The sequence below is a fragment of the Streptomyces herbicida genome, assembly GCF_032656585.1.
GTDB lineage: Bacteria > Actinomycetota > Actinomycetes > Streptomycetales > Streptomycetaceae > Streptomyces > Streptomyces herbicida.
In genome coordinates this window covers 184,205-209,267 of the sequence record NZ_JAUYWJ010000013.1, presented here as the reverse complement: position 1 = coordinate 209,267, position 25,063 = coordinate 184,205, and the positions used below count along the sequence as shown (strand labels likewise).

The 25,063-nt window shown below is 69.7% G+C and carries 21 protein-coding genes and 1 pseudogene; 4 read left to right on the top strand and 18 right to left on the bottom strand.

Going from position 1 to position 25,063, the window contains the following annotated elements:
• Positions 1–140: 140 nt before the first annotated feature.
• The 3 genes from Q8A52_RS26965 to Q8A52_RS26955 form a co-directional block, all read right to left on the bottom strand.
• On the bottom strand, positions 141–2,303 hold the full coding sequence (locus Q8A52_RS26965; RefSeq protein WP_316756255.1) for a tetratricopeptide repeat protein: 2,163 nt from the start codon (positions 2,301–2,303) through the stop codon (positions 141–143).
• Between the two features lie 71 nt (positions 2,304–2,374).
• On the bottom strand, positions 2,375–2,851 hold the full coding sequence (locus Q8A52_RS26960; protein WP_316756061.1) for a hypothetical protein: 477 nt from the start codon (positions 2,849–2,851) through the stop codon (positions 2,375–2,377).
• A 522-nt stretch (positions 2,852–3,373) separates the two neighbouring features.
• Positions 3,374–3,679 carry a hypothetical protein gene (locus tag Q8A52_RS26955; RefSeq protein ID WP_316756060.1) on the bottom strand — a complete coding sequence of 102 codons (306 nt, stop codon included), beginning with the start codon at positions 3,677–3,679 and terminating at the stop codon, positions 3,374–3,376.
• 196 nt (positions 3,680–3,875) lie between these two features.
• On the opposite strand from Q8A52_RS26955, the gene Q8A52_RS26950 reads away from it, so the two are divergent.
• Complete coding sequence (locus tag Q8A52_RS26950; RefSeq protein WP_316756059.1) at positions 3,876–5,435, top strand: COG1361 family protein; 1,560 nt, start codon at positions 3,876–3,878, stop codon at positions 5,433–5,435.
• A 48-nt stretch (positions 5,436–5,483) separates the two neighbouring features.
• On the opposite strand, the gene Q8A52_RS26945 is transcribed toward Q8A52_RS26950, so the two are convergent.
• The 5 genes from Q8A52_RS26945 to Q8A52_RS26925 are packed head-to-tail and all read right to left on the bottom strand — an operon-like array spanning position 5,484 to position 11,001.
• The gene (locus tag Q8A52_RS26945; protein WP_316756057.1) at positions 5,484–6,218 is read right to left on the bottom strand and encodes a response regulator transcription factor; all 735 of its coding nucleotides are present in this window, start codon (positions 6,216–6,218) and stop codon (positions 5,484–5,486) included.
• A gap of 56 nt (positions 6,219–6,274) precedes the next feature.
• Positions 6,275–8,926 (bottom strand): FtsX-like permease family protein, encoded by a 2,652-nt coding sequence (locus Q8A52_RS26940; protein WP_316756055.1) that lies wholly within the window; start codon positions 8,924–8,926, stop codon positions 6,275–6,277.
• Positions 8,923–9,585 (bottom strand): ABC transporter ATP-binding protein, encoded by a 663-nt coding sequence (locus Q8A52_RS26935; RefSeq protein WP_316756053.1) that lies wholly within the window; start codon positions 9,583–9,585, stop codon positions 8,923–8,925. The genes Q8A52_RS26940 and Q8A52_RS26935 overlap by 4 nt, the downstream gene beginning before the upstream one ends.
• Entirely contained in the window at positions 9,572–10,333 is a 762-nt protein-coding gene (locus Q8A52_RS26930; RefSeq protein WP_316756051.1) for an ABC transporter ATP-binding protein, read from the bottom strand. The genes Q8A52_RS26935 and Q8A52_RS26930 overlap by 14 nt, the downstream gene beginning before the upstream one ends.
• A gap of 5 nt (positions 10,334–10,338) precedes the next feature.
• Positions 10,339–11,001, bottom strand: coding sequence for a hypothetical protein (locus tag Q8A52_RS26925; protein WP_316756049.1), 663 nt, complete (start codon positions 10,999–11,001; stop codon positions 10,339–10,341).
• A gap of 156 nt (positions 11,002–11,157) precedes the next feature.
• Here Q8A52_RS26925 and Q8A52_RS26920 point away from each other — a divergent pair, with 156 nt between their 5' ends.
• Entirely contained in the window at positions 11,158–12,459 is a 1,302-nt protein-coding gene (locus Q8A52_RS26920; protein ID WP_316756048.1) for a sensor histidine kinase, read from the top strand.
• On the opposite strand, the gene Q8A52_RS49115 is transcribed toward Q8A52_RS26920, so the two are convergent.
• The 5 genes and pseudogenes from Q8A52_RS49115 to Q8A52_RS26895 form a co-directional block, all read right to left on the bottom strand.
• Positions 12,441–12,686 (bottom strand): hypothetical protein, encoded by a 246-nt coding sequence (locus Q8A52_RS49115; protein WP_408649252.1) that lies wholly within the window; start codon positions 12,684–12,686, stop codon positions 12,441–12,443. The genes Q8A52_RS26920 and Q8A52_RS49115 overlap by 19 nt on opposite strands.
• Before the next feature lie 242 nt (positions 12,687–12,928).
• Positions 12,929–14,200, bottom strand: a complete 1,272-nt coding sequence (locus Q8A52_RS26910; protein WP_316756046.1) for a COG4705 family protein — start codon at positions 14,198–14,200, stop codon at positions 12,929–12,931.
• A gap of 38 nt (positions 14,201–14,238) precedes the next feature.
• On the bottom strand, positions 14,239–15,507 hold the full coding sequence (locus tag Q8A52_RS26905) for a sensor histidine kinase (RefSeq protein ID WP_316756044.1): 1,269 nt from the start codon (positions 15,505–15,507) through the stop codon (positions 14,239–14,241).
• Positions 15,498–16,151 carry a response regulator transcription factor gene (locus Q8A52_RS26900; protein WP_316756042.1) on the bottom strand — a complete coding sequence of 218 codons (654 nt, stop codon included), beginning with the start codon at positions 16,149–16,151 and terminating at the stop codon, positions 15,498–15,500. The genes Q8A52_RS26905 and Q8A52_RS26900 overlap by 10 nt, the downstream gene beginning before the upstream one ends.
• Positions 16,152–16,446: 295 nt before the next feature.
• Positions 16,447–16,854: pseudogene (locus tag Q8A52_RS26895) on the bottom strand (hypothetical protein).
• 318 nt (positions 16,855–17,172) lie between these two features.
• On the opposite strand from Q8A52_RS26895, the gene Q8A52_RS26890 reads away from it, so the two are divergent.
• Together Q8A52_RS26890 and Q8A52_RS26885 are read left to right on the top strand one after the other, a co-directional pair.
• Positions 17,173–17,511, top strand: a complete 339-nt coding sequence (locus Q8A52_RS26890; protein WP_332845899.1) for a GNAT family N-acetyltransferase — start codon at positions 17,173–17,175, stop codon at positions 17,509–17,511.
• Between the two features lie 138 nt (positions 17,512–17,649).
• Positions 17,650–18,303: a TetR/AcrR family transcriptional regulator gene (locus tag Q8A52_RS26885; RefSeq protein ID WP_316756038.1), complete on the top strand. Its 654-nt coding sequence runs from the start codon at positions 17,650–17,652 to the stop codon at positions 18,301–18,303.
• 70 nt (positions 18,304–18,373) lie between these two features.
• Here the strand turns inward: Q8A52_RS26885 and Q8A52_RS26880 are convergent, their stop codons facing one another.
• The 5 genes from Q8A52_RS26880 to Q8A52_RS26860 all read right to left on the bottom strand — a co-directional run bounded on the left by Q8A52_RS26880 (position 18,374) and on the right by Q8A52_RS26860 (position 24,923).
• Positions 18,374–20,014: a carboxylesterase/lipase family protein gene (locus Q8A52_RS26880; RefSeq protein ID WP_316756036.1), complete on the bottom strand. Its 1,641-nt coding sequence runs from the start codon at positions 20,012–20,014 to the stop codon at positions 18,374–18,376.
• A gap of 230 nt (positions 20,015–20,244) precedes the next feature.
• A complete protein-coding gene (locus tag Q8A52_RS26875) occupies positions 20,245–21,486 on the bottom strand; it encodes a choice-of-anchor Q domain-containing protein (RefSeq protein ID WP_316756034.1) in 1,242 nt (413 codons plus the stop codon).
• 373 nt (positions 21,487–21,859) lie between these two features.
• Positions 21,860–22,459, bottom strand: a complete 600-nt coding sequence (locus Q8A52_RS26870) for a GNAT family N-acetyltransferase (protein WP_316756032.1) — start codon at positions 22,457–22,459, stop codon at positions 21,860–21,862.
• Positions 22,460–22,888: 429 nt separating this feature from the next.
• Positions 22,889–23,653: an SDR family oxidoreductase gene (locus Q8A52_RS26865; RefSeq protein WP_316756030.1), complete on the bottom strand. Its 765-nt coding sequence runs from the start codon at positions 23,651–23,653 to the stop codon at positions 22,889–22,891.
• Position 23,654: 1 nt separating this feature from the next.
• Positions 23,655–24,923: an acyl-CoA dehydrogenase family protein gene (locus tag Q8A52_RS26860; RefSeq protein WP_316756029.1), complete on the bottom strand. Its 1,269-nt coding sequence runs from the start codon at positions 24,921–24,923 to the stop codon at positions 23,655–23,657.
• Between the last annotated feature and the right edge of the window lie 140 nt (positions 24,924–25,063).

The following is a 25,063-nucleotide window of genomic DNA, read 5'->3' as shown; positions in this document are numbered from 1 at the left end:
CTCCCTGAAGCACGTCATGAGTCCCCCGTCTGCTGCAAGGGCCGGAGCCGCCCGATCCCGGTCGGCTTCTTGAGCAGCCTTTTCGCGGGCATGATCCACCGTCGATCCGGCCGCGAACCCGCGCTTACCGATCTTGCTCATCAATCGGTCGATTGATGAACTGTCGATTCTCCTGTCCGCCTCTGCCATGCAGCGAAGCCGGACTTGGCGGCGAGGGTGTCGGGATGCTCCGGGCCCAGCACACGCTCGCAGTCAGCCGCCAGCTCCTGATACGCGGTGGCCGCGCCGGCCTCGTCGCCCGCTTTGCCTCGAAAGTAAGCGAGGTGATTGAGGGTCATGCGGACTTGAGAGTGGTCAGCCCCGAGGGTTCGCCGCATCGTATGAAGCAGCGGTTCGAAAGCGGATGCAGCATCGGCCGGATCCCCCGCCATCCCTCGCCAGAAGAAGAGTTGACGCTGGATGGACAGTGTGTAGGAGTCATCTGTTCCCACCACCCGCTGGAAGTCCTGCAGCAGTGGTTCGAACGCAGCTGCAGCACCGGCCGCATCCCCCGCATTGCCTTGGAAGTTAGCGATGACGTTCCGGACATTCAGGGTGGCAGGGTGGTCGAGTCCGAGTATTCGCTCATGATCCGCCAACTGTTGTCTCGCTGCGGATAAGGCGTCACTCCAGTCCCCTGCTCTGCCCGGATAAAAAAGGACTCCGACTCGGGCAGACAAGGTTTCGGGGTGGTCCGGGCCCAGTAACCGCTCACGGTCAGTCAGCAGCTCCCTGTATGCAATGGCCGCGCCCGCCTCATCCCCTGTCTCCCCCCGCCAATAGGCAAGGTTCTCCCGGGAGTCAAGGCAGTCCGGATGCTCTCGCCCCAGACGATCCTGGGTCATCTCGACCATGCGCTGGAAGTGGTGGGCCGCCGCTTCGGCCTGGCCAGTGTCGCCGAGACTGACGCCTGCGCGGAAGAGCAGTGGGTGAACACCACTGTCCTGATACAGGGCGTCTTCGGCGTAGCGGGCGAGAGCGTCGGCGTTGGCACGAAGAGCCTGGGCGAGGGCGGTGTCGCGTTCGATGTCGGGCCACGCAGCGATCAGGGCGTCGGCGGCTGCCTGGGCGAGTCGATGGTGGTGCTGGGCGCCGAGGGCGTCGCGGGCGGTGCGTTGGATGAGCTGATGGACGCGGACTGCGTGGTGGGGGCTGCGCGGAGTGTGGTCGATCAGGCTCAGCCGGTGCAGGGTGCGCAGCACCCGTGCGGCGTCCTCCGTGGTGACCTGGTCGGGCTGCGCCTGCCCGATGGCGTGTGCGCGGTGTTCAGTGAGGTACTCCAGGGCGGGTGAGTTGTACAGGACGGGGGCGGGGATGCCGTTGGGGTCTAGGACTGCGGCCAGTTGCAGCAGGGGGCGGGCCAGACCGGCCGGAGGAAGCCGGTCGACGCGGTCGATGGACAGTGACCAGGCGGCCGCTACCGATTCGAGTTGGTCGTCGGGCAGGGCGGAGGGATCGGTGAGGGTGCGGGCGCGGTCGGCGAGCAGGGTGCGGTAAGCGGCGCAGTCCAGGTCGGCGTCGATGAGGTATGCCGCGGCCTGGGACAGGGCCAGTGGGAGGTGGCCGAGGTCGGCGGCGAGGGCGGCGAGCAGGTCGGCGGGCTCTTCACGTTCGTGGGCGGCCAGGGTGGTGGTGAGGTAGGCGGCGGATTCGTCGGGGGTGAACAGGCCGACCGACACTAAGTGCCGACCGGGGCCGGTCAGAGCAGCGTCGCGGCGGCGGGTGCTGATCAGGGTGCGGCCGAGCGGGCTGGCTGGTGGCCACAGGCCGCGCAGGTCTGCAGGGTCGGCGAGGTCGTCGAGCACGATCATCCATCGGCGCCCGGGTCTGTCCGGGTTGGGTTCGAGCCAGGCCAGGAATGAGCGTGCGGCCCGTTCGGGGTCGGTGGGGTCGGCGCCGAGGATCTCGGCGGCGGCTTGGGTGTAAGCCGAGAGGATCGCGGTGCGGGTGGCGGCGGTGATCCACAGCAGTAGGTCCAGGTTTCCTGACTGCCACCGGAAGCGGGCGTGGTGGGCGGCGAGCTGAGTCTTGCCGACTCCGCCCATGCCGGACAGTACTTGGCACAGCACCGCCGTGCCCCCGCTGGCCATCACCTGTTCGAGCTGGGCGACGGCCGATCGGTCCTGGAAACAGTCAGCCTGCCGGGGCAGCACCCCGATCTGGTGCGGCCAGCTCACTGAGGGCCGGGGTGCGGCGTAGTAGGCGACCTGGCCGCCTTCGGCGACGTAGCCGACGGCCAGGCTGCCACGGCGGGCGTGCGCCATCACGCGTGCGGGTCCTTGCCCGGCGACGGAAGTCGACCCGGTGGGGGGTGGGCTTAGGTTGGCCGGTCCGTTCAGCCCTGCGACGGATCCGGCTGCGGAGGGTGGCCGATGTGCGCACCCCCCTGGATCACCCCGGCGGCGATCGACCCGCCCTCGGCGCGGATGTCCGCGTTGCCGCCCACCGCCAGGCCGCCCGGCCCAGCGCTAACACCGCCTCCGGAGGCGTGCTGTGTCAGCAGGCTTCGCAGTTCTTCGGCGGCTCGGTCGCGTTCGGGCGCGTCCAGGCCTTCCAGCAAAGCCTCGATGCGGGCTTGCCAAGCCGCCTCCTGGCGAAGGCGCGCCCGCTCCGCCTCGGCCGCATCCGGGGTCTGCAGCGCGGTCGCGGTCTGGTCCAAGCGCTCCAGTTCTGCCTGCTGGCGCTGGCCGTCACCCCGACCGAACCAGCGCGCCATCGCCTGCCGCAATCCAGCCCACGCCTCCGTACCCGCTGCCTGCACCACCGCTGTACTGCCGGTCGCCGCCAGCACCACCAAGGCCTGTTCCAGCATCCTCCGCCCCCCTGACGTGGACCTCACCTGCACGGTAGCGCCGCCCGTCGTGTCACGCAGCGTCGTTGAGCGAACACGCTCCTGCAATCGCGGCCAGTTTCGCCTGTCGCAGTCCCCACCTGCCGCCATTCCTGCCGTTCCGTCCGGCCCCCGGTCCTCGCCACCTTCGTCACCTTGGTAGTCGGGATCGCGCAGCAGGCGGAGGCCCGACACTCTCCACTGGTGAGGTACGTGGTGGGCTCACGAGATGGCGGACTGTCCCTGTCGTCGATGGCGTTCAGCAAAGCTGACACGGTCGACTGTGGCCGTGCAGCGCCGAGCGGCGTCGACGGTGAGGCCGAGAGATCAGCAAGGCGACGGGCATCCCCGCCGCTGGCGTGCGCTTCGTCGAGGATACGGTCTTCCCGCCGGGCTTCGGCGGAAGCGCCGAGTACGGCTTTGACCCATTGGCCAGTCACGGGCGTCAAGGCGCCCGGCCGTCGCCCGGTTGATGGACAGATGGGGGTTGCCGCAATTGGGCAACTACAGCTGCCGGTGGGCGAGGTAGCTGTTCAGGGCTGCTCGCACGGTCCAGGCAAGGAGGATCTTCCTGTCCTCGATGTGGAGCCGGCCGTCGACGACATCGGTGACGTAGAGCGTGCGCAGTTGACGGGGTCGCAGCCCGTGGAAGATGAAGGGGAATCCGCAGGCAGCCCGGATCGCATCCGGCCTCGCCGGGGGCGGGTGCTCCCAGTCAGACAGGCGGGTAGGAAATCCGTGCCCGGACGGCTGCTTCTTTTCGCCGTCGCTGACCGGGCCAGGGACCTCGTTCAGGTCTCTTCCTTCCACCCGCTACCGGTGCCGACGTCCGCCACATCCAGAGACCGCGACTCCTGCCGCACGAGATCGAACGAAGACGCCCGCTGTACGGCACGCGCAGAGTCCGGTGCACCAAGAGGTGCAAAGTTCATGCGGCAGGTGACGATCAAGACACCCGTGACCGTAGTGAGGCGTGGTCGTGATCTCGACTTGGCAGGGTGGCCATATGAACACGCTGCGGCGGGACCGTCGCCCCCGCAGGAGCTTTAGTCGGGAAACGAGCCCGGTCGTCCGTGCGTGCAAGGCTGCCGTCGGTCTTCTGCTCACGCTGGCCGTCGTGACATCCGTCCTCTCCGGGTGCTCCTCAAGTGGGGCAGCCGACGTGAAGCTGGTCGTTCCCTCGGTCTTCTACGTTTCCCGCGATCCACAACAGGCCGTATCTGACCTGCGGGTCGAAGAGAGAGCCGGCGGAGCGGCGGTCAGACTGAGGGTGACCTTCGACGCCGGTGATCTGAAGGGCATCGTCACCGTCAAACGGGCGCTCGATGCATGTGTCGTCCACTTGCCCGTCTACCACTGCGACACCCAGGCGGGTCCGACAGGTGGAGGGGGCATCCAGGCCTTCCACCTGAGTCCCGCGAAAGGTGCGAAGGCGGGCGACTCCGCGGTGCTGCGCTACCGCGTGACCGCGCCCGGCCTGCCGCCCGTCAGCGGTCACTCCCTCATCGTGGTCGGCCGACCGAAGCTCCGGGTCACGCTTCACCCCGATCCGGGGCCGGTGGAACCTGGCGGGAGCCTGTCGGTCCGGCTGACCGTACGCAACGTCGGCGACGTGCCCGCCCGCGGAGTGGCCCTGCGCATGGAAGCACGCGACGGCATCACCCTGACCGACCGGCACCGCAACTGCCGCTATCGAGGTGGCACTTCGGCGTGGTGTCGGCTCCTCGCGGACGACGTCGTCATTCCGCCCGGCCGGTCGTACGGCCTGGGTGCCCGCGAGCACGTGCGGGCCGCACGGGATGCCACCTATCCGACCGTCAACGTCAGTGCTGATGCCATCGGCACCGACTACATGCCCCCGGCCGAAATCGCATCGAAGTACCGGCCCGGCAACGGGCCTGAACTGCATTTCGTTCCGGCCCCCAAGGCCGACACCGGTGTGACGAGCACAGTCGGTAATGATCCACAGGTGCTCCACGTGACCGTCCACAACCAAAGCGAGCTGGCCGCGGTCGCCGACACGGCACGCGGTCCCATCGGCAGTCTCACCACCGTGCGGATCGGCGCGCGGAACAACGGTCCCGGATCGCTCACGGCAGCGGTGAAGGTCGTCTTCACGGCGCCCGAGGGCACCACTGTCATGGCGTCGCCGTACAGCTTCGAACGCGACGAGGAGGTGATCGACCAGGACTGCCGGGCCGTCACCGCCGACGGCACACCCCTCGCGGAAGCCTCCACGAGGCAGCCGAGTGCCAGACGGTACGTGTGCACGGCGCGCGTAGGAGCGGTGGGGACCACGACGACGTTCCCGTTCACTCTGCGCATCGACAAGGACAGCGCCGACAGCAGCGGCCAGGTCACGGTCTCGGACAGCGACCCGAAACGCCCCAGCGGCGACACCGAGCCGGCTGATGACGCGGCGGACGTGGCCGTGTCCGTGTGGCCGGGGCCGGCCTGGGCCACCCCTGGCTTCTACAACGCCGCTGCCGTCGTCATCCCGCTGCTTACCCTCGCCGTCGCCCTGTACCTGCGACGCCGAAAACTCCTCCGCCGCCGCAAGAGATGACACCCCGTGGCTAAAGGGACCGCCCTGCGGAACGCCTCCCTCGGCGTGCTAGGAGCGGCTCTCCAGGCGGTAGCCGTGTCCCCTCAGGGTGGTGATGCGGGGCACTCGGCAGGGACGGTCGGATGCTTCGGCTGCCGAGGCGAGGCGGTGGCGCAGGCTGGCCATGGTGACGTCGAGGGTTTTGGTGGATCCGAACCAGTTCTCGTCCCAGACCTCGGCCATGAGGGTTTCGCGGGATACGGCCTCGCCGATGTGCCGGCCGAGGAGGACGAGGAGTTCGAACTCCTTGGGGCGCAGTTGGACCTCTTCGCCGTGGAGGCTGCAGTGCCGCGCCGTGGTGTCGACCATGAGGTCGTCGAGCCGGAGTACTTGCTGGGGAGCCGGGGTGATGGTGTGTCGGCGCAGGTGGGCGCGCAGGCGGGCCAGCAGGACGGTGAGGCTGAAGGGCTTGACGAGGTAGTCGTCAGCTCCGGCGTCGAGGCCGGCGATCACGTCGATGTCGTCCGTGCGGGCGGTGAGGATGATGATGAGCAGGTCGGGGCAGCGGATGCGCAGGGTGCGGGCGACGTCGAGGCCGTCCATGTCGGGAAGGCCGAGGTCTAGGAGGAGGGCGTCGTAGGGGGTGTGGGCGGCTTCGGCCAGGCCGCTTGCGCCGGTGCGGCTCCAGGTGGGCGCGTAACCGTTGCTGTGCAGGCCGGTTTCCAGGTGGCGGCCGATGGTGGCGTCGTCCTCGATGACGAGGACGCGGATGCGGCTGCGGTCCGGTGCGGCGGGGGTGCGCATGGTCGACAGCGTAGGAGGGCGCGCGGGGATCGGCTTGGTCGCCAACGCAGGTGTGCTCACAGGTCACGTAGCTCCTCCACGGGCGGGCGCTTTGCGCGCCGGATTCCGTTCAGCGCGGCTGCCGTGACGGCGATCAGTGCGGCGAGCGCGGTGAGCACCAGGTAGGAGCCAGGGACCGAGAGGCTTGCGGGGGGTGGGTCGAAGACTCCTGTCAGGACCTTGACCAGCATTTCGGACAGGGCCCAGCCGATGAGGGCGCCTCCGGCCAGACCGGCCGCGGCCAGGATGAGGGCTTCGGTGAGGACCATGCCGCGCAGCTGGCGTGTCTTGGCGCCGAGGACGGTGGCGATGGCGAAGGTGCGGCGGCGTTCGGCGAGGCCGAGGGCGAGGACGAGTCCTCCGGCTCCGGCGGCCAGCAGGACAGCGAAGGCGAGTTCGATGCGGGTTAGTCCGGCTAGGTCGACGGAGGTCAGGCTGGTGCCGACGGTGCCGCGGGTCTGGGTGAGGTCGGTGACGGTGGCGGCGGTGCCGAGCTGATGGCGCAGGTGGGCGGCGATCTGCTTCTGGTGCGTGCCGCCGGTGTCGAGGAGGAAGGCGCCGACCGCGTCGCTGCCGGTGGTCTTGGAGATGTAGGAGGCGTTGGCGACGAAGAAGCTGTCCTTGGGGGCGGTGGGGAACTCCTTGGCGATGCCGGCGTAGTGGAAGGGGACCGTGCGCAGGGCCGTGGTGCGGGCGTCCTGGATGCGCAGGTTGACGGTGTCGCCCGGGGAGAGCTGGAAGTCGTTGACGGTTTCCACGCTGACCAGCAGGTTGTCCGGACGCTGGGCCAGCTTCCGCATGAGCTGGTGAGCGGTGCCGCCGGCGAAGTAGGCGTCCTGGAGGGAGGTGGCCTGGGCGATGGTGTCCGGGCGGACGCCGTAGAGGTCCTGCAGGTCGGAGCCGACGTAGGCGAAGCGGTGCTGGAGGGGCTCGACGTGCCTGACGCCGGAAACCTCCAGCGTGCCTGCGGTGGCGGGCGGGATGCGGGCACCGGGTGGTTCGGTGACGGTGACGTCGGCCCCGTTGGTCAGCCGGGCGTCGACCTCGGCCTGCTGCTTGTAGGTGGCGTTGAAGACGGCAGTGGACAGGGCGAAGGACACGGCGAGGGCGAGCAGGACCACGGAGCGGGCGAGCGGGCGTCGGCGTCGGGCGAGGACGGCGGCGGTGGTGCCGGCAAGGGTGGCGGTCAGCGGGCGGGCCAGCCGGGTCAGGGCGGGGCGGCCGTGGGTGAGGGCGAGGAGGGTGAGCCGCCACAGCAGCAGGGCGGCGCCGATCCACAGCAGGGCGGGGCCGAGGAAGGCCCAGTACGACACGGAGATGCTGGGGACGCCCTCCGGGGCCAGGACGAGGGCGTACTGGTTGCCGGAGGAGGCGCGGAAGATGAGCCAGGAGCAGACCAGCAGGAGGAAGTCCAAGCCGTAGCGCATCCACCAGGGGTTGCGGGTGCTGAGTGCGCCGGCTTCCTTGCGGGTGTCGGCGACGGTGACGGTGTGCAGGTCACGCAGGGCCGGTATCAGGACGGCGCCCGCGGCGACGGCGGCGCCGAGGACGAAGGCGATGCCGTACCAGACGGCCAAGGTGCCCGCGCTCGCCCCGAAGGAGGCGGCGCCGAAGGCGAGGCGTCCGGTCAGAGCCGCGATGCCCAGTCCGGCCAGGCCACCGGCAAGACCGATCAGGGCGGCTTCCAGGCCCGCGAGGGCGGTGATCTGGATGGGGCGCAGGCCGCGCAGGCGCAGCAGCCCCTGTTCCTGGCGGCGGCGCTCGCCACCGGCGGAGGCGACCGATGCGGTCAGCGCGGCGGCCAGGACGGCTCCGGGGACACCGAGGAAGAGGAAGAGGATCTGGGCGTAGAGGGCGTCCTGGCGGGCGGAGTCGAGGGCGGCACCCACGTTGTTGCCGACGAGTGCGGTGCCGGAGGAGCGGGCCTCCAGGTGGTGGGCGGCGCCGGTGACCGAGGTGAAGGCGGCGGCCGGGTCGGAGGGCAGGCCGGCGTTGTCGCGGGCGACGTGGATCTGGGTGGTGACACTGGTGGCGCCGTGGGTGAGGGCGGCGAACTTGGCGGCGGGCAGGAGGACGACGTTGTCCGGGGGTGCGGTCGGCTGGGACTGGGCGGGGGCGCCGACGGTCTGGAAGAGGGAGTCGGCCTGGGGCAGGTCGACGACGCCGTCCACCTTCACCTGCCGCACTCCGATGCCGGGGAAGTGGATACCGATGGTGTCGCCGGGGGCGGCGTGCAGGTTGGATGCGGTTTGCTGGGCCAGCAGGACACCGTTCGGGGAGCCGGACAGCGTGCGGATGGCGTCGGGGAAGAGGGCGCGGTAGCCGTCCGGAAGTCCGAGCGCCATGCCGGGGCCGGTGGTCTGGGTGCTGCCCTGGACGCGGGCGGCAAAACCGGTGGTGTGGGCGTAGCCGACCGGCAGGGCGGCGCGGGTTCCGGGTGTCGTGCGGACCAGGGACAGGGCCGTGTTCGGATCGGCTGCGGGCTGTACCTGGACCTGCCAGTCGACGGCGACCGAGCGCAGGGCGCGCTGGGTCATGGTCGCCTTCGATGCGGTCAGGAAGGAGCCGAGCGCGGCGATGAGAGCGACCGCGAGCGCGATCCCGGCGAGGGCGGCCAGTAGCCGCCCGGCGCGGTGACGGGTCAGGCCGCGCGCCCAGGCGGTGATCACGAGACCTCCTCGGGGGCGAGCAGCCGGCCGTCGTGCATCGAGCGCCGCACGGACAGTCGGGCGGCGACGCCCGGGTCGTGGGTGGTGACGACGAGGGCGGCGCCGATGTGGTCGGCGGCCGCCAGCAGGGCGTCCAGCACATGGGCGCCGGTGGCGTGGTCGAGGCGGCCGGTGGGTTCGTCGGCGAGGATCAGCCGCGGGGCCTGGGCCAGGACCCTGGCGGCGGAAACGCGTTGGGCCTGTCCACCGGAGATCTCCTCGGGCAGCCGGTCGGCCAGATCGGCGGCGCCCACTAGGTCCAGCGCCGCCAGGGCGGCCTGCCGTGCCTCCGGTTCGCTCCGGCCGGCGAGCACGAGGGGCAGGGCGGCGTTCTCGACCACGCTCAGAGCAGGGATCAGGCTGTCGCCTTGGAAGACCAGGCCGATGTCGTACGGCCCGAGTGACGCGGAACGGGTGACCATGCCGCTGGTGGGCTGTTCGAGCCCGGCCAGCAAGTGCAGCAGCGAACTCTTACCCGAGCCGGAGGGGCCGACAACCGCGAGCCGATCGTCGGTCCCGATCTCCAGGGTGGTTCCGTGGACGGCCACGACCGCCTGCGGACCCTCGCCGAACGTGAGGGCTGCGTCCTGGCAGGCGACGAGGACCTCATCCGGTGGCATCGCGGACCTCCTGCCGTTCAAGACGTGCGCCGTGGGCGGCCGAGGCGTCGGTCGCTGTTCCATCCATCAGGGCGATGACCCGGTCGGCCACCCGCACGGCCTGGTCGCTGTGGGTGACGATCAGGACCGCGCAGCCGTCGGCGGCCCTTTCGCGCAGCATGGCGAGCACCATGCGCTCGATGTCGCTGTCGAGTTCCCCGGTCGGCTCGTCGGCCAGGAGCACGGCGGGCGAGTTGGCCAGCGCCACGGCGAGTCCGGCCCTCGCCAGTTCCCCTCCGGACAGCTGCCTGGGCAGGGCGTGGGCCCGCTCGGCGAGCCCGACCTGGCTCAGCAGCTCTCGTGGCGAGGTGGCAGGGCCGCGGCCCTTTGCCCGCTGTGCCAGGCGGATGTTGTCCCGCAGGCTCAGATGGGGCAGGAGGTTGCGGGTCTGCAGCAGTACGCCGACGTGCCGGGCGCGCAGCCGGGCGCGCTCGGTCTCCGGCCGGTGGCTGATCCGCACCCCGTTGACGCGGACCTCGCCGCCCGAGGGTTCGTCCAACCCCGCCAGACACGCCAGCAGGGTCGATTTGCCCGACCCGGACGGTCCGACGACCGCGACCGTCTCGCCGCGCCCGACTCGCAGCGAGACCCCGCGCAGCGCGAGCGTCTCTTCCTCCCCGGCCCGGTAGAAGCGGTACAGCTCGCGGGCTGTGAGGACGTCCTCGGCGGGGGCGTGGGTGCGCATCTCGTGGGAGATGTTGGCGGCCATGGTGGTCACTGCCAGGTGAAGGAGTCGCTGACGATCCGCCAGGGGTCGACGTTGTCGGCGTTGACTGGGCCGGACAGCGTCAGGTCCACCTCGTGACCGGGACGGTGGAAGGCGTATCGCTCGAACGCGTCCCGCACCACCTTCCCGGTGACTGGATCCTTGGCAGAGTCGCCCTGGTAGGTCAGCAGGACGACACGGCCGGCAGGCCGGGTCACCTCAGACACCTTGGGTGTCGCGAACTTCGGCACGTGGGTGCGCAGCTGGGGAACGACCGTGTTGGTGACCGAGCCGACCGTGGGGGCGCTGGAGGCGGAGGCCGCCGTGATCCGTACAGTGTTCAGCTTGTCCGTGAACACGGTCGTGTTCTTCTGGTCGGTGCGGGCCCAGCCCTCAGGCACCTTGACCGTGAAGCCGGTGAAGGTGAAGGTGCCGCCGCCCGGCCGGTAGGCGACGTAGACCTGGTTGTCGGGGATGTCGCCGGGCGGATTGGACTCGGTGGGCGCCGGACTGTTCGGGGTGTTTCCACCTCCTGCCGCCGCGTGCGAGGCCGGTGCGGGGGATGGCGGGGCGGAACCCGAGTGCGTTCCGGTACCGCCGGAACAGGCGGCGGTCACCGCGGCGACCAGAGCCAGACCGACGACGGCGGACGTCCGTGCGTGTGCTGCCATGGCCACTGCCCTCCCAAGGAGCCCTTGGACCAGACGGTCATGCCACCGACGCTAGAAGCCGGCCGGTTAACGCCCGGCACGCCGACGGTTAGACGACGGCAAAAGCGCGTGGCTCATTCCGCCCGGACCAGGCCGACGGCCCGCATGATGAAAGACATGAGACAGCGCGTGGTGCGAGTCGCCCTCACCGCCGCCCTGGTCGCCCTCGTCCTCCTGGCCGTGCCCCTGGCGTGGGCCATCAGGTCGGTGCTCTACATCGACCAGCGGGACAGCCTGGAGCGGGTCGCCCTCGCCGGTGCCGTGCAGGTGAGCCCGGACTACCAGAAGGGCGACCCAGTCGAACTCCCCAGACCCCCGGCCGGCACGCGGCTTGGCCTGTACGACCCACAGCTGCGGCTACGGACTGGCAGCGGCTCAAGATCAGGCGACACATCGGTCCGCCAAGCCCTCAAAGGGCAGGTGGTCCGGAGCCGATCGGGCGGTGACCTGGTCGTCGCCGTGCCTGTCTCCCACGCCGAGCAGGTGATCGGAGTGGTACGGGCGTCCTCGCCCGTCGCAACCGTGCGCAACCGCGTTTTCGCCGTGTGGGGCGTCCTCCTGGGCGTCGCCGCTTTCGGGCTGGCTGTCGCCGTCCTCGTCGCCCACCGTCAGGCCCGCGCACTGGCCGCCCCCCTGGAAGACCTCTCACGCCACTGCCAGGCCGTCACCGACGGCGACCTGAACGCCCGCGCGGCCCCCAGTAGCATCACCGAGATCGACCAGGTCGCCCGTACCCATAATGAGATGCTGCACAGCCTGTCCGAACTCCTCCGCCATGAACGGGACTTCACCGCCAACGCCTCCCATCAGCTGCGCACCCCGCTCACCGGTCTCCAGCTCACCCTGGAGGCGGGCCTGGAGCAAGGCGAGAACGCACGGCTCCGGCCCGTCCTGGAGGAGGCTTTGGCCACCACGCGTCGGCTGCACCACACCGTGGAGGAGGTCCTGCGCCTGTCGGGCTCACCCGGCCCTCCCCGGTCCCGTGCCCTGCTCCGGCCGGTGGGACAGGTGCTGCGGGCGACGCAACAGCGCTGGCACGGCCCGTTCGCCGACGACGGCAGACGCCTGGAATACCTCACTCACGACGTGCCGGACGACTTGCCCGTGCCCGGTGGAGCTGTCACCGAAATCCTGGACGTCCTGCTGGACAACGCCCGCCTGCATGGCCGGGGCATGGTCCGCGTAACGGTGCGCGACCTTGACGACGCGCTCGCCTTCGACGTCACCGACGAGGGCGAGGTGAGCGACCACATGGCGCGGCTGTTCGATCGGGGTCACACGGGCAGCGGGACGGGAACGGGTATCGGCCTCGCCCTCGCCCGCGACTTGGCGGACTCCCTCGGCGGCCGACTCTCCCTGACCCGCGGCACCCCGGCCACCTTCACCCTGCTCCTGCCGGTTCACCGGGACCAACCATAACAAGCGCCGAGGCCGAAGTAATCGCTCAGCACGAGTAGTGCCTTCACCACATAGGTTGACCAGTTCGGCCAGGTTTCCGCAGGGAGAGGGCGTCCGCCCCAGCGGATGCGTTTCCCGCTCCGGAAGCGGAAGCGTTCGCGTCGTTGGGCGACGAGGACGTCGGGGTGGCGGCCCTTGGTGGTGCGTCGGCGCAGGCAGACCTGCAGGACCCGGGTCTGAGTGGTCACCCACGCCTGCTTCTGGCATCCGCCGCCACCGCGACTGACCAGCCCAGGTGACAGCGGGGCGGTCGAAGCCATTGACGCCAGCGTCGACCGCCCCACGGGAGCCTGCGGATATGACCGGGCTGCCACAGGCGGCCCCGGTCGCTTTGCGCTGTCGCGGCTCGCCGGCGTGTGCCGAGGCGGCGCGGTTCTCTGCGCAGCCCGGCACACTGAGCCCGTCGGCCGGCCGGGCGCTGTGCGGTCTGTCAGCCCATGTCCGTCAGGAGGGCGTTCAGTTCCTTCTCCTGCTGCGCAGGCGACATCGGCGGGTTCGAGTGATCGATACCGAAGGTCTTGAGCACCTTGTCCATCTGAGCGTCGATGGAGGTCCAGCCGGTGTTGTCCAGCGGCTGCAACGACGCCTGGTCGGCGTCCCACAGGTCACGCAGCGACTGGGCGGCCGCGTGCGCGCCCTTCGCGTTCCCCGAGCGTGCGTCCTTGAGCGAGGTCGAGGCGAGGGTCCGCAGCGCGGAGACCTTGGCAGGCGGGAACTTCTTCACCGCCACGCCCGGAGCCATCTGGACGGCGGAGGTGTTGTCGGCCTCCGGCGCCGGGCCGACATGCGGCTGGCCGTGGGCCCAGACCAGCAGGCCCGTGGTCGCGACGGCGAGCAGCCCGAAGCCGGCCAGCGCGACGCGCTCCTTGCGCGGGTCGCCGGTGGCGTGTGCGGCGTGGGCCGCCTCGTAGGTCTCGGTCACGTCCGAGCGCGTCACCGTCAGGTAGACCACCGTCGCCAGGATCAGGCCGAGGAAGATCAGGCTGGTGGTGAAGGTGCCCAGCGCGAGACCGGTCGGCTCGCCCGGCTGAGCGACCTTCGGGGAGGCGAGCCAGTCGCCGATGTTGGCGCCCAGCGGGCGGGTCAGGATGTAGGCGAGCCAGAAGGACAGCACCGGGTTCGCGCCGGACTTCCACAGCAGCGTGATCGCCGCGATGAGGCCGAGCGGCAGCAGTACTGAGGCGCCCGGGCTCCAGCCGGTGAGCTCGAGGGTCCAGTCGCCGGTCGCGGTGCCGAGTGCGAAGGTGACGAGAACGGCGAGCCAGTAGAACGACTCACGCGGCAGCGTCGTGACCGAGTGGATCGAGAGGGTGCGCTCGCGCAGCCACCACACGCCGAAGACCACGGCGAGCAGGAGCGAGAACACTGCGGAGCTGATCCACAGCGGCACGTTGAGCTGGTCGGTGAGGATGTCGGTGTACAGCGTGCCCGTGACACTGACAACGACCACGGTCAGCCAGTAGGGGAACGGGACGTACCGCTTCAGCCGCAACTGGATGGCCAGGACCACCACGAACACCGCGGTGAAGATCCAGGCCGTGTTCACCAGGCCGACGCCCAGCTTCATGTTGATCCAGTCGGCGAAGCTCTCACCGACGGTGGTGCACAGGATCTTGATCACCCAGAACCAGATGGTGACCTCGGGGACCTTGTTGAGCATGAGGCGCCCGCTGCGCGTGCGTGCTTCCGTTGTCGTTGTCATGCAGGGAGGTTTACGGGGGGAACCTGCAAGCAACCTGACTACGTGACCGCACGCGCGGCCGGGAGCGTCACCTCGACGTGACCGCGGCCGTCCGCGATCGCGCGGACCTCCACACCGGCCGAGGCGGCAATGCGCCGGACCACCGGCAGCCCCAGCCCGTATCCGTCGCCGCCGGTCACACCCGCTTCGAAGACCCGCTCGACGTCCGCGGGATCGAATCCGGGGCCGTCGTCCAGGACATCGACCACGACGGCCTCGCCCTGGCTGCGCGCGGTGATCCACACCCGCGACCGCGCGTGCCGCAGGCCGTTCTCCAGCAGGGGTGACAGCAGTGACACGGCGACGTCGGGCGCCACGGCCACCTCGACCTTCGCCGGGAAGGCGACCTCGACCGCGCGGGAGCCGATCGCCTGCCGCGCGGCGGAGCGCAGATCGCACCGGGCCTCGTCGTCGGTCCGTGCGCGCGCGGCGCGCAGAATCGTCGTGATCGCCGTATCGAGGCGGTCGACCTCGCTCAGTACCGTCTCCGGCGGCACCGGCTCGCCGGACAGCTGTGCAAGCTGCGCCTCACCCCGCAGGACCGTGAGCGGGGTCCGCAGTTCGTGGGCGATTTCATCGGTGAGCCGGCGCTCATCCGCCAGCGCGTTGTCGACGCGCTCCAGGAGGCGGTCCAGGGTCTGTCCCAGTTCCCCGAACTCGTCGCGGGGAACTCCGAGGTTGAAACGGCGTCCGGGTTCGTGATGACCCCAGTCGTCGGCGAGGGCGGCCATCTCGTGCACGACCCGCAGCGCGCGGTGCACCACGAGGTGCGCGACACCGCCGGCGAGGAGGATCGTGAGGCCGCCCAGGATCAACGACAAGGTCAGACTGCGCTGCTCGGATGTCTCGTAGGGCGTGAGGTCCACCCGGACAACCACCATGACGTGGTGGCCGTCGATCGGCACCAGCCGCGCGTACAGGAGGTAGTCGCCCACCGTCGCGGTCTGCGATCGCCCCGAGTCCGCCAGCTCCTCGACGCGATCGACCACGCTTGCCGGTACGTTCCCGTCGATCAGGCGGCCGTCGGCATACACCCAGGCGACCTCGTCCAGCGCCTCGCTGCCGTTCTCCGTCAGTACGACACGGCCGCCCTTGGCGGTGACGTTCGCCGCGACCGCCTCGGCGCGGGTCCGGGCCAGATCGTGCGCGTCCGCGTCCGTCACGCGGCTCAGCAACACGTGCGAGACCACGACCAGTACCGCGACCACGGCGGTGGCGATCAGTACAGTGAGCGCGACGACCCTGCTGCGGAATCCCGTCACTGCCATCGGTAGCCCACTCCGCGGACGGTCACCAGACGCTCGGCCACGCCCAGCGGACCCAGCTTGCTCCGCAGCCGGCGCACGAAGGAGTCGAGGGTGTTCTCGCTGACCTGCGCTCCGTGCGGCCAGCCGGCGGCGATCAGGGCGTGGCGGCGTACCGCGTCGCCCTGCGAGGCGATCAGGCGGCCCAGCAGCCGGAACTCGGTCGGGGTCAGGCTCTCGCTCACCGAGCCGTAGGTCACCACGTGCTTCGCCGGATCGAGGACGACCTCGCGCGGTGCGGGCGCCACGGTGGCCCGGCGCAGGAGGGCTCGGACCCGGACCAGCAGTTCCGGGATGTCGAAGGGTTTGGTCATGTAGTCGTCGGCGCCGGCCTCGAAGCCGCCCACCTTGTGATGCAGGCCGTCCAACGCGGTGAGCATCAGCACCGGCACATCGACACCGCGAGCCCGAAGGGACAGGCAGACGTCGCGGCCGTCGGCGTCCGGGAGCCCGAGATCCAGGACGACCAGATGGGGCGCCGGTGCGAGCTGCCGCAACAGGCTGTCGGCCGTGGCGGCGACCGAGACGGTGTGGCCGTCGTACTCCAGGGCGCGCTTGAGGACGCCACGGACCGCCGCGTCGTCTTCGCACACCATGATGAGAGCCACGTGCTGACGATACTCCCGTCCCACTTCTCCATCTGCCCTGATCAGCCGCCTGACGGTCGTGAGGGGCGCTGGCGCCGCACGCGTGCCCTGCCAAGCCGCGACGGTCCGGCGCGACCGGCCGAGCCGCAGCAGCGGAGGTTCGCGGGGGACCACCATCGGTCGCATGGATCCTGTGCAGGAGTACTCGACACCCTCGCGCCACCCCTCGCCCCCTGGCGACCCGAGCCGGCCGTCCGCGAGTTCATCCACCGGGCCCGCAAAGAGCTCAGCATCGCCGCGTGACGGCCTGCTCTCTTCAGTCGTCCGACGGGCGGAGCGGGATGACGTTGCCGAGGGCAGGTTGGTCCTGGCTGTCGGGTCGCCGGAGGATGAGCACGGCGGCCGCGAGGGCCATCTGCCCCGCTCGATGCCGGGACTCGGCCTCGGCGGCCCGGGAGTCGTTACGAGCTTCCTTCAGGCGGACAACCTCTTTGCGAAGCCGCCTTTCGACTTCCGGCGTCTGGTGCTTTTCCCGAACGCACCCGCGCGTAGAACACCTCCTTGAGGTCGGCGTGGCGCTTGTGCAGAGCCATGCGGTGAACACCGGCCTCTGCGGCGAGCGCGACGACCGTGAGGCTGCCGTTGGAGCGGTGGGCCGGCCGGCCAAGAGGCGGTCCATGGCCGCGCGGATGCGGGAGCGTTCGTCCTCGTGCTGCTGGTTCATGCGATGGCCTCCTCGGCGTACTGGGCGGCGGAGTCGTGGGCGTCGGCGAGAGCGCGGAAGCGATTGGCGGTCCTGCGAAACCGGTCGCCCAGGGGCTGGGGCACGAAGGCTGCCTTCGCATCGAGCCGATCAGCGTGCTCTCGTGCCGCCTGCGCATGGCTGTCGGGTGCGGACCGCGTTGCCGCAGCCGAGCCGGCAGGCGAACTGGTTGGGTGCCGTCGCCCCGGGATCCGGATCGCAAAGGGCCGTGTCCCAGCAGAAGAACAAGCAGTAGGGGGACCATGATGATCAACCTCCGAAAAGCGCGGCACCACGCTGGTGACCACTCCGGTCGAGCGTGTGGACCACATCATCGCCACGACCCACGGCATGCGCACCGATCAGCAAGGGGTAGGGGAACTCGCAATCCCGGTCGAGGACGCGTGGCAGGCCAGAGGGCTCGGCACCGCGCCGGCCGAACATGCGGCGACCGTTGCCCGCCGCGAGGGCCACCACGCGCTGCCCACCGCGGTGGCGGCGAGCAACAAGCGGATGCTCCATGTCCCTCAGAAGCTGGACGCGACGCAGGTCGACGCACCGGGCCCGTGCTCGACCTCCGCATCCTGCTCCAGGGCCAATGGCCGTGACTCTGCTGGTGATGTGGTGCCCGCAGCATGAAAGTGGCCTGGTCAGCGGCACGTTGCCGGGTGCGCCGCTGATCCGGGCGCGGTGCGGGCCGCTGCGGCGCGCTCGTGCCGAACCTGGGCTTTTCCCCAGACAGCGGTAGCTGGAGCGGCGCCCCTTTAGAGTCGCCCCATGAGGGAAGCACCGGATCAGGACCGCGGCGTGCGGTCGCGGAACGCAATTCTCGACACCGCGACCGAACTGATGTCCCTGCACGGCTATGCCGCCACGTCCATTTCGAGGGTCTCCGCCGCTTGTGGCCTGCCCGCCAGTTCTATCTACTGGCACTTCGGCAGCAAGGACGGCGTCTACGTCGCGGTGCTCGAACGCGCCAGGATCTCCTTGCTGTCGGCGCTGCCCCCCGTCACAGTACCGGGCGCGGACATCGGTCAGCGGCTGGACACCTTCCTGGAAGCGGTCGAAGACGCCTTCCAGCGCCACCCGGTCGACGTGAAACTGCTCATCGGCCTGGGCATGCTGCAGCGCACCGCCAGCGCGGCGGCCGTGGCCGAACTGCACCACTACCGTGATGCACTGCTGGCCTGGGCGCGCGACTCCCTCACCTCCGTGTTGGGACTGCACGACCGCCCGGAGGTGTCGGACCAGCTCGCCCGCTTCGCCCTCAGAACGGCGAGCGGAACCGCCGTCGCCCGTTGGTTCGATCCGGCCAGTTCCCTCGACACCGACGCGCTGCGCGTCGCGTTGCTCGCTCTGGCGGCCCACCAGGGCGTACCCCTGGGAGCGTCCGCTGCGGAGCCGGCCCACGGAGGGCAGCCGAGCGGGTAGGCCCCGGCCGGACAGCGGGCGTCACCGGCCTGGCCGCAGCCGCTGCCCGGCCAAGGCCGGTGACGCCCCTTTAGGACACCCCGTCCCGCTGCCAGAACGCACAGCGGTGGTCGGCCGCGAAGTCGGCGGTAGGGGCCGTCCGGTTGGGGGCGAGGACCTGAACGCCGTCACGGTCGGTTGTGTATCTCGGCCACACGGGAGAGCCGGGTCCGTTCGGATTGCCAGTGGCGGCGAATCTGGCCCAGTAGCCCGTCATGGTCACGGACAGCCGCCGCTGGGCGGGAGTCAGCGGGCGCAGCGAGTCCATCGGGAACAGATAAGCCAGCTCCGAGGCGTGGAAGGCGCCCTGCGGGGTGTGCGGCGCAGGGATGAACGGCGGCGCCTCGGGGTCGTTGAACTCATAGGCGTAGACAGGTACCCGCCCGCTGTACAGACGGCTGTCGCCTCTCGCCGGGCAGGCGAAGAACCGGTCGGTGCCGACCGCGGAGTACGCCACGTTCGGCGAGGGATAGGCCGAGGCCGGGTAGGTGTCGAGGATGGCGGCCGCCTCAGCGGGGTACTGCGCCTTGATCAGGGCGGCGTAGGCCGCGGGCGTGAGCGGTCCGCCTCCGAGCAGGTCGACGCGCAGGGCGGTGAAGTACCGGTACTCGTCGTGGGTGCTGCCGCTCAGGACGGGGACGGCGTTCGCCCGTCCCGCCGACCACGCCGCGCGCGGGGAGAGCGGAAGGACGCGCGGTCCCGTGTTCGCCGCCCACAAGGACGAGGCACCGGAATCGTCGGCGATCAACTCGGTGACGGGAGCGGCACGCAGACAGGCCGCTGCGGCCGCCGGGTCGGTGCAGCCGACCGAGGCCGCAAAGCTGCTTCCCCGCTGCTCGGCCACCGCCAGGGTCAGCGGGGCGAGGGCGGTGTCCGACACACAGCTGCCGCTCTGCTGGACGGCCCGGTGGAAGAGGCCCTTCGCGGTCGGCGAAGCGATGTTGAGGCAGGTGTCGGCTGATCCCGCGGACTGACCGCCGAGGGTGACCCTGTGACGATCCCCGCCGAACACCCCGATGTTGTGCCGCACCCAGCGCAGGGCGGCTTGCTGGTCCATCAGACCGTAGTCACCCGAGGCGCGGTCGGAGCTCTCCGCGGACAGGGCCGGATGCGCGAGGAACCCCAGGGCGCCGAGGCGGTAGTTGACCGTGACCACGACAACCCCGTGCCGGGCGAGGGCGGATCCGTCGTAGTCGCTTCCAGCGCCGTAGGCGTTGCCACCACCGTGCAGCCAGACGAGGACCGGCCAAGCCCTGCCCCTGGTATGGGCCGGGGTCCACACGTTCAGGAACAGGCAGTCCTCCGAGGTGCTGCCAGTCCGGTTGGACTCGCCGGGCAGGACGGGTCCACCATCCGGGAGCAGCGTCAACGGCGGCTGAGGACAAGGATGGCCCGGCGCGGTGGCGTCCCGAATCCCGGACCACGGTGCGGGCGGTCGGGGAGGTCGCCACCGCAATGCCCCCGTGGGAGGGGTGGCGAAAGGGATGCCCTGGAAGATCCGGCCGCCTCCGGGGCCGACCGCGCCGCGCACCGCACCGGCCGCGGTCCGGACGACCAGGGGGTCATGGTCGGCAACAGCAAAGACGTCTGCGGGCGCCGTGATCGGCAGCAGCAACGCCGCAAGGGCGGTCATGGCGCGGGTCGCGGTGCGGCGCGCGCTGGGTAATCTCATCTGATTCCTCCGTGGATGCCCCCGCCTTCAGGCGGGGGAGGAAACGGACTTCTGCGGAGCAGGGCAAGGAGCTGCGATTCGCCGCCAGCGCGGATCGCAGTGCCATAACCCGCAGGTTTGGTCTTCACGTGCGGCCGCACTAGTTCGTGAGCGTGACCACGAAGTGCGCCAAGCGGGCGTTCAAGTACCGCTTCCATCGGCACGATGCGCAGGCTGCCGGGTGGTCGGTATCACTGCGCGCGTTCGTAGGCGCCGATGTCACAGGCCGCGCCCTGAGGGCGGGGGACGCCGCGCTGGTCGGTGGCCGGGCAGAGGGCAGCCGCGTCCAGGGCGGGGCTGCCCGGCAGCAGCGCATGGGTGTCGGTGGGGCCGCCGTTGTCGGCGAGAGGTCCGAGCAGCGCGGTACGGCTGGGCAGGTCACCCCCGGCGGTCAGATGACAGCTGCCGTCGCCGTCAATGTTGTGGCCGAGAGACTCGATGACGGCGAAGGCCTTCTCGCAGTCACCGGGCGTGCCGCCGCCGGTGTTTCCGGCCACGATCGAGTTGCGCAGGACCAGTCGTCCCAGCGGCAGGTCGATGACGTCGGGGATGGGTGAGGGCAGACTGTCCAGGTAGGCGGGGGCAATGTTGATCCCGCCACCGCGGGGTGAACTGTTACCGGTGACGGTTGAGTTGAGGATCGTCACAGTCCCCAGGCCGCGGATGTCCACACCTCCGCCGTAGCCGCCCAGGCTTCCGGGACGATCGCCCGGATCCGTCACGCGGTTGTCCGCGATCGTCGAGTTGACCACTGTGCCGCTGTCGTCGAACCTGACCCCTCCGGCCTCCCCCGCGGTGTTCCCACTGACGGTGCTGTCCACCAGATCCAGGTGGGAGTCCGGGATGTTGAAGATACCGCCGCCGTAGCCGGCGGTGTTTCCGGTCACGGCAACACGCCGCAGCGTCATGTTCCCGGCGTTGGCGATGCCGCCGCCACCGGTGTCGGTGATGGGCACCTCGTGCTGCTTGGCGGCTCCCCCTGTGATCGTCAGATCGGACAGCTCGGTGTCGGCCCGCATGCGGAAGACCCGGTCGATGCGGTCGGCGTCGATGACGGTGGCACGGGTACCGGCGCCCCGGATCGTGGTGGGTTCGTTGATGTTCAAGTCCCCCGTTTTGGGGTCCGGATGGGACCCGAGGAGGAACAGCGGGTTGGGCGGGATGGTGAGGCGGTATCGGCCGGCGGGCAGGACGATGGTGCTGCCGGGCCGGGCATTGGCTTCCATGACCGCAGCACGCAGACTGCACTGGCCCGCCGTCGTGCGGCACACACCGTCCGACGGATCGGCGTCCACCGCGTCGGACGTGGCGTCGACGGTGAACTGCGTGGGACCGGCGTCCGCGGCCGAAGCGGGCACGGGGGCGGAGGCGGTCAGGCCTGTCGCCAGAGCGAGAAGGACTGCGGCGAGGGCAGAGGCGGTTCGGTCTCTCATCAGGGGAACTCCTGTCCACGTAGAGGCGCTTGCTCGTGCTCCGGTCGGCGCAGGCTGTGGGCGTTCCACGACCGCTCGGGTCGGTCCGAGGCCGTGCTGGGCCACGGGATGAGCTGAGAGAGGAGAAGGGACGTACGCGGCGGACGCCTCCGAATGGCGGAGGGAGGAGCGCACGGTTCCCGCATGCGGGATGACACGGTCGGCACCAACCCGCTGTAGCGAGCGTTCCATTCAGAGGGTGCACCTGTCCAGAGAGCTGACAGCAAACCCTGGCGCCCAGGGTCGTCCCCGGCCGGCACGAGACGTGAAACACTTCTCGAACTCGCCTGCTCGATCATCTGCCTCCGACGACTCCGGAAGGCATTCTGAATGATCAAGAAGCGGACGGATGGTGTTCGAGGCGGGCCATGAGGGAGTTCTTCGTGTCGGGCCAGTCAGGGCCGGTGATGCTGTAGAGCGCGGAGTCACGGATCCAACCGTCGCGCATGACCATGTGCTGGCGCAGGACCCCCTCATGGGTGGCACCGAGGCGGGTGATCGCGGCCCGCGAGGTGCTGTTTCGGACGTCGGTGAGGAACTCGACGCGATTCATCCCGAGCGTCTCGAACGCGTGGCTGAGCATCAGCAGCTTGGCCTCGGTGTTGACAGCCGTACGCTGCCAGGATCGGCCGAGGAAGGTGAAGCCAATCTCCAGCCTACGATTCGGCAGGTCAACCGCCATGAACCGGGTCGATCCGGCGATGCGCTCCGTGGCCAGGTCGATGGTCGCGAACGCGAGCTGGCTGCCGACGGAATGAGCGGCGAGCGCGTCGTCGATGAATGCACCCACGTCGCGGGGATGGGGGACGAGCGTCACCTGCAGTTTCCACAACTCGCCGTCTCGGACAGCCTCGCACAGGCCATCGTGGTGCCTGTGTGTGAGCGGTTCCAGTCGTACGTGTGTGCCCGCCAGCGCTATGGCTTCCAGTTCCATGCCCTGCCCCCAGTGATCACCCGCACTGGGACGTTACCGGCGTGGGCGGACTGAGCGCCGCGTCGACCAGTATGCGGGCACAATGCGCGAGCGAGCATGCCTCAAACGGATCACGGTTCAACCGGTGTCGGCCACCGCCTCGGCCACGCGCTCGCAATCTCAACCGCGCAACAGCGCCCAGCCGCAACTCCACCGGTCCCCCGCCCACCTCAGGGAATCTGTTGGCGCGCTTCCTGGTCCACAGAGCCACCTCGTCCGACGCTGACATTTTGGAACGGTCAGCAAAGGACGGGGCTTGCGCTCAAGATGTTCGGTCAGATTCGACTTCGCCGAGCCGCCCCGGTCGAAGGTCAAGGGCTCGGCGAAGTCGACGCCGAAAGTCTCGAACCAGCGGCTCAGCGCCCCGGCGTCGATTCCGACGATGTCCGCTCATTGCCTGAACGGGAGCGCGTCACCGAGGAGTTGGCCGCCGTCGATCACCATGGTCTCGCCGGTGATCCAACTCGCGGCGTCCGAGACGAGAAAGGCGACCGCCGAGGCGATATCGGCAGGCTCTCCTATGCGCCCGAGCGCCGTCGATACGGACACGGCCTGCTCGTGCTCCTTCCACAGAGCCTCGGCCAGTTTCGTGCGCACCACACCTGGTGCCACGGCGTTGACGCGAATCTTCGGCGAGAGCTCCAGGGCCAGTTGCTTCGTCAGATGGATCAGTGCGGCCTTCGACGCGTTGTACAGCCCGATGTTGGCTTCGAAGGCCATGCCGCCGACCGACGCGGTGTTGACGACCGCGCCGCCGTGCTCGCCCATCCAGGCCCGGGTGGCCAGCCCCGTCCACAGGATGGGAGCCCACAGGTTTACGTCGAAGGTCTTGGCGAACCGGCCGTGATCCTGATCGATGACGGGCCCGAAGGCCGGGTTGGTCCCCGCGTTGTTGACGAGGATGTCCAGGCTTCCGAAGCGCTGGAGCGTCAGATCGACACAGCGCCGGGCCGCTTCTTCGTCGACCGCGTGCGCGGCGACGCCGAGCGCCGTGCCCCTGACCTTGGCCGCGGCGGCGTCAGCTGCCTCCTGGGACCGGGAGGTGAGGACGACGTTTCCGCCGGCCGCGGCGATGGCCTGGGCGATCGCCAGCCCGATTCCGCGCGAGGCGCCGGTGACGACGGCGGTGCGACCGGTGAGATCGAGTCCTGTCATCTCAGCTCACCGCTGCCTTGTGGCCGCCGCGGGTGCCCGTGTTGTTCGCCGCCGCGGTGTCCGCGCTGCGGTACTGCCGCAGTTCGTGTCGGGCGATGGCCCGCTTGTGGACCTCGTCGGGGCCGTCCGCCAGCCGTAGCGTCCGCAGTTGGGCGTACATCATCGCCAACGGGAAGTCCTCGGTCACTCCTGCTGCTCCATGCACCTGGATCGCGCGGTCGATGATCTTCAACGCGATGTTCGGAGCGGCCACCTTGATGGCCGCGATCTCGGTGCGCGCTTCCTTGTTCCCGACCGTGTCCATCAGATAGGCGGCCTTGAGCGTGAGCAGGCGGATCATCTCGATGTCGATGCGCGCTTCCGCAATCCAGTCCTGGATGTTGGACCGTTCGGCAACCGGACTACCGAAGGTCACCCGCGACTGCGCGCGCCGGCACATCAGCTCCAGCGCCCGCTCGGCTGCGCCGATGGCCCGCATGCAGTGGTGGATACGACCGGGACCGAGCCGGGCCTGGCTGATCGCGAAACCCTCACCCTCACCCTTGAGGACGTCCTTGGCCGGCACCCGGACGTCGGTGAAGTCGATCTCGGCGTGCCCCTCACGGTCCTGGTAGCCGAATACCGGCAGGCCGCGCATCACCGTGATCCCGGGGGCGTCGATCGGGACGACCATCATCGACTGCTGCTGGTGCGGAGCGGCGGTTGGGTCCGTCTTCCCCATGACGATGAGCACTTTGCAGTTGCGGTGCAGGGCGTTGGACGCGAACCACTTGCGGCCGTTGAGCACGTACTGGTCGCCGTCGCGCTCCATCCGCAGCTCGATGTTGGTGGCGTCGGAGCTGGCGACACGCGGCTCGGTCATCGCGAAGGCCGAGGCCATGGTCCCGTCGAGCAGGGGCTTGAGGTACTTCTCCTTGTGCTCGTCGCTGCCGAACAGCGTGAGCACCTCCATGTTGCCGGTGTCGGGAGCGTTGCAGTTGCATGCCTCGGGGGCGATGTGGCTGCGCCCCATGATCTCCGCCAGCGGCGCGTACTCGAGGTTGGTCAGTCCGGGGCCCCACTCCGGGTGCGGGTGGAAGAGGTTCCACAGTCCGCGCCCCCGCGCCTCCGCCTTGAGTTCCTCGATGATCGGCGGGTGGAAGTGCGGGTCGCCCGACGCGCTCATCTGCTCGTGGTACACCGCCTCGGCGGGGTAGATGTGCGAATCCATGAACTCGAGCAGATCTGCCTGGTATTTCTTGGCGCGCTCCGACATATCGAACAGAGACATCTGAACTCCTGACGGGTAGGGAGGGAAAGTTCGGCGGGCGCACTTGTCGAGGTGACTGGCCACGCCTTCGACGACATCGGACCCGAGGAAGGCCCGGAGCATGAAACCGAGTTGCAGGTCGGCTCCGGCACGGAATCCGC

Coding starts and splice junctions, on each gene's coding strand:
- Q8A52_RS26965 (WP_316756255.1), bottom strand. CDS start 2,303: ATGGCGCACGCCCGCCGTGGCAGCCTGGCCGTCGGCTACGTCGCCGAA.
- Q8A52_RS26960 (WP_316756061.1), bottom strand. CDS start 2,851: ATGCTGGAACAGGCCTTGGTGGTGCTGGCGGCGACCGGCAGTACAGCG.
- Q8A52_RS26950 (WP_316756059.1), top strand. CDS start 3,876: ATGAACACGCTGCGGCGGGACCGTCGCCCCCGCAGGAGCTTTAGTCGG.
- Q8A52_RS26945 (WP_316756057.1), bottom strand. CDS start 6,218: ATGCGCACCCCCGCCGCACCGGACCGCAGCCGCATCCGCGTCCTCGTC.
- Q8A52_RS26935 (WP_316756053.1), bottom strand. CDS start 9,585: ATGCCACCGGATGAGGTCCTCGTCGCCTGCCAGGACGCAGCCCTCACG.
- Q8A52_RS26930 (WP_316756051.1), bottom strand. CDS start 10,333: ATGGCCGCCAACATCTCCCACGAGATGCGCACCCACGCCCCCGCCGAG.
- Q8A52_RS26925 (WP_316756049.1), bottom strand. CDS start 11,001: ATGGCAGCACACGCACGGACGTCCGCCGTCGTCGGTCTGGCTCTGGTC.
- Q8A52_RS26920 (WP_316756048.1), top strand. CDS start 11,158: ATGAGACAGCGCGTGGTGCGAGTCGCCCTCACCGCCGCCCTGGTCGCC.
- Q8A52_RS26910 (WP_316756046.1), bottom strand. CDS start 14,200: ATGACAACGACAACGGAAGCACGCACGCGCAGCGGGCGCCTCATGCTC.
- Q8A52_RS26905 (WP_316756044.1), bottom strand. CDS start 15,507: ATGGCAGTGACGGGATTCCGCAGCAGGGTCGTCGCGCTCACTGTACTG.
- Q8A52_RS26885 (WP_316756038.1), top strand. CDS start 17,650: ATGAGGGAAGCACCGGATCAGGACCGCGGCGTGCGGTCGCGGAACGCA.
- Q8A52_RS26880 (WP_316756036.1), bottom strand. CDS start 20,014: ATGAGATTACCCAGCGCGCGCCGCACCGCGACCCGCGCCATGACCGCC.
- Q8A52_RS26875 (WP_316756034.1), bottom strand. CDS start 21,486: ATGAGAGACCGAACCGCCTCTGCCCTCGCCGCAGTCCTTCTCGCTCTG.
- Q8A52_RS26870 (WP_316756032.1), bottom strand. CDS start 22,459: ATGGAACTGGAAGCCATAGCGCTGGCGGGCACACACGTACGACTGGAA.
- Q8A52_RS26865 (WP_316756030.1), bottom strand. CDS start 23,653: ATGACAGGACTCGATCTCACCGGTCGCACCGCCGTCGTCACCGGCGCC.
- Q8A52_RS26860 (WP_316756029.1), bottom strand. CDS start 24,923: ATGTCTCTGTTCGATATGTCGGAGCGCGCCAAGAAATACCAGGCAGAT.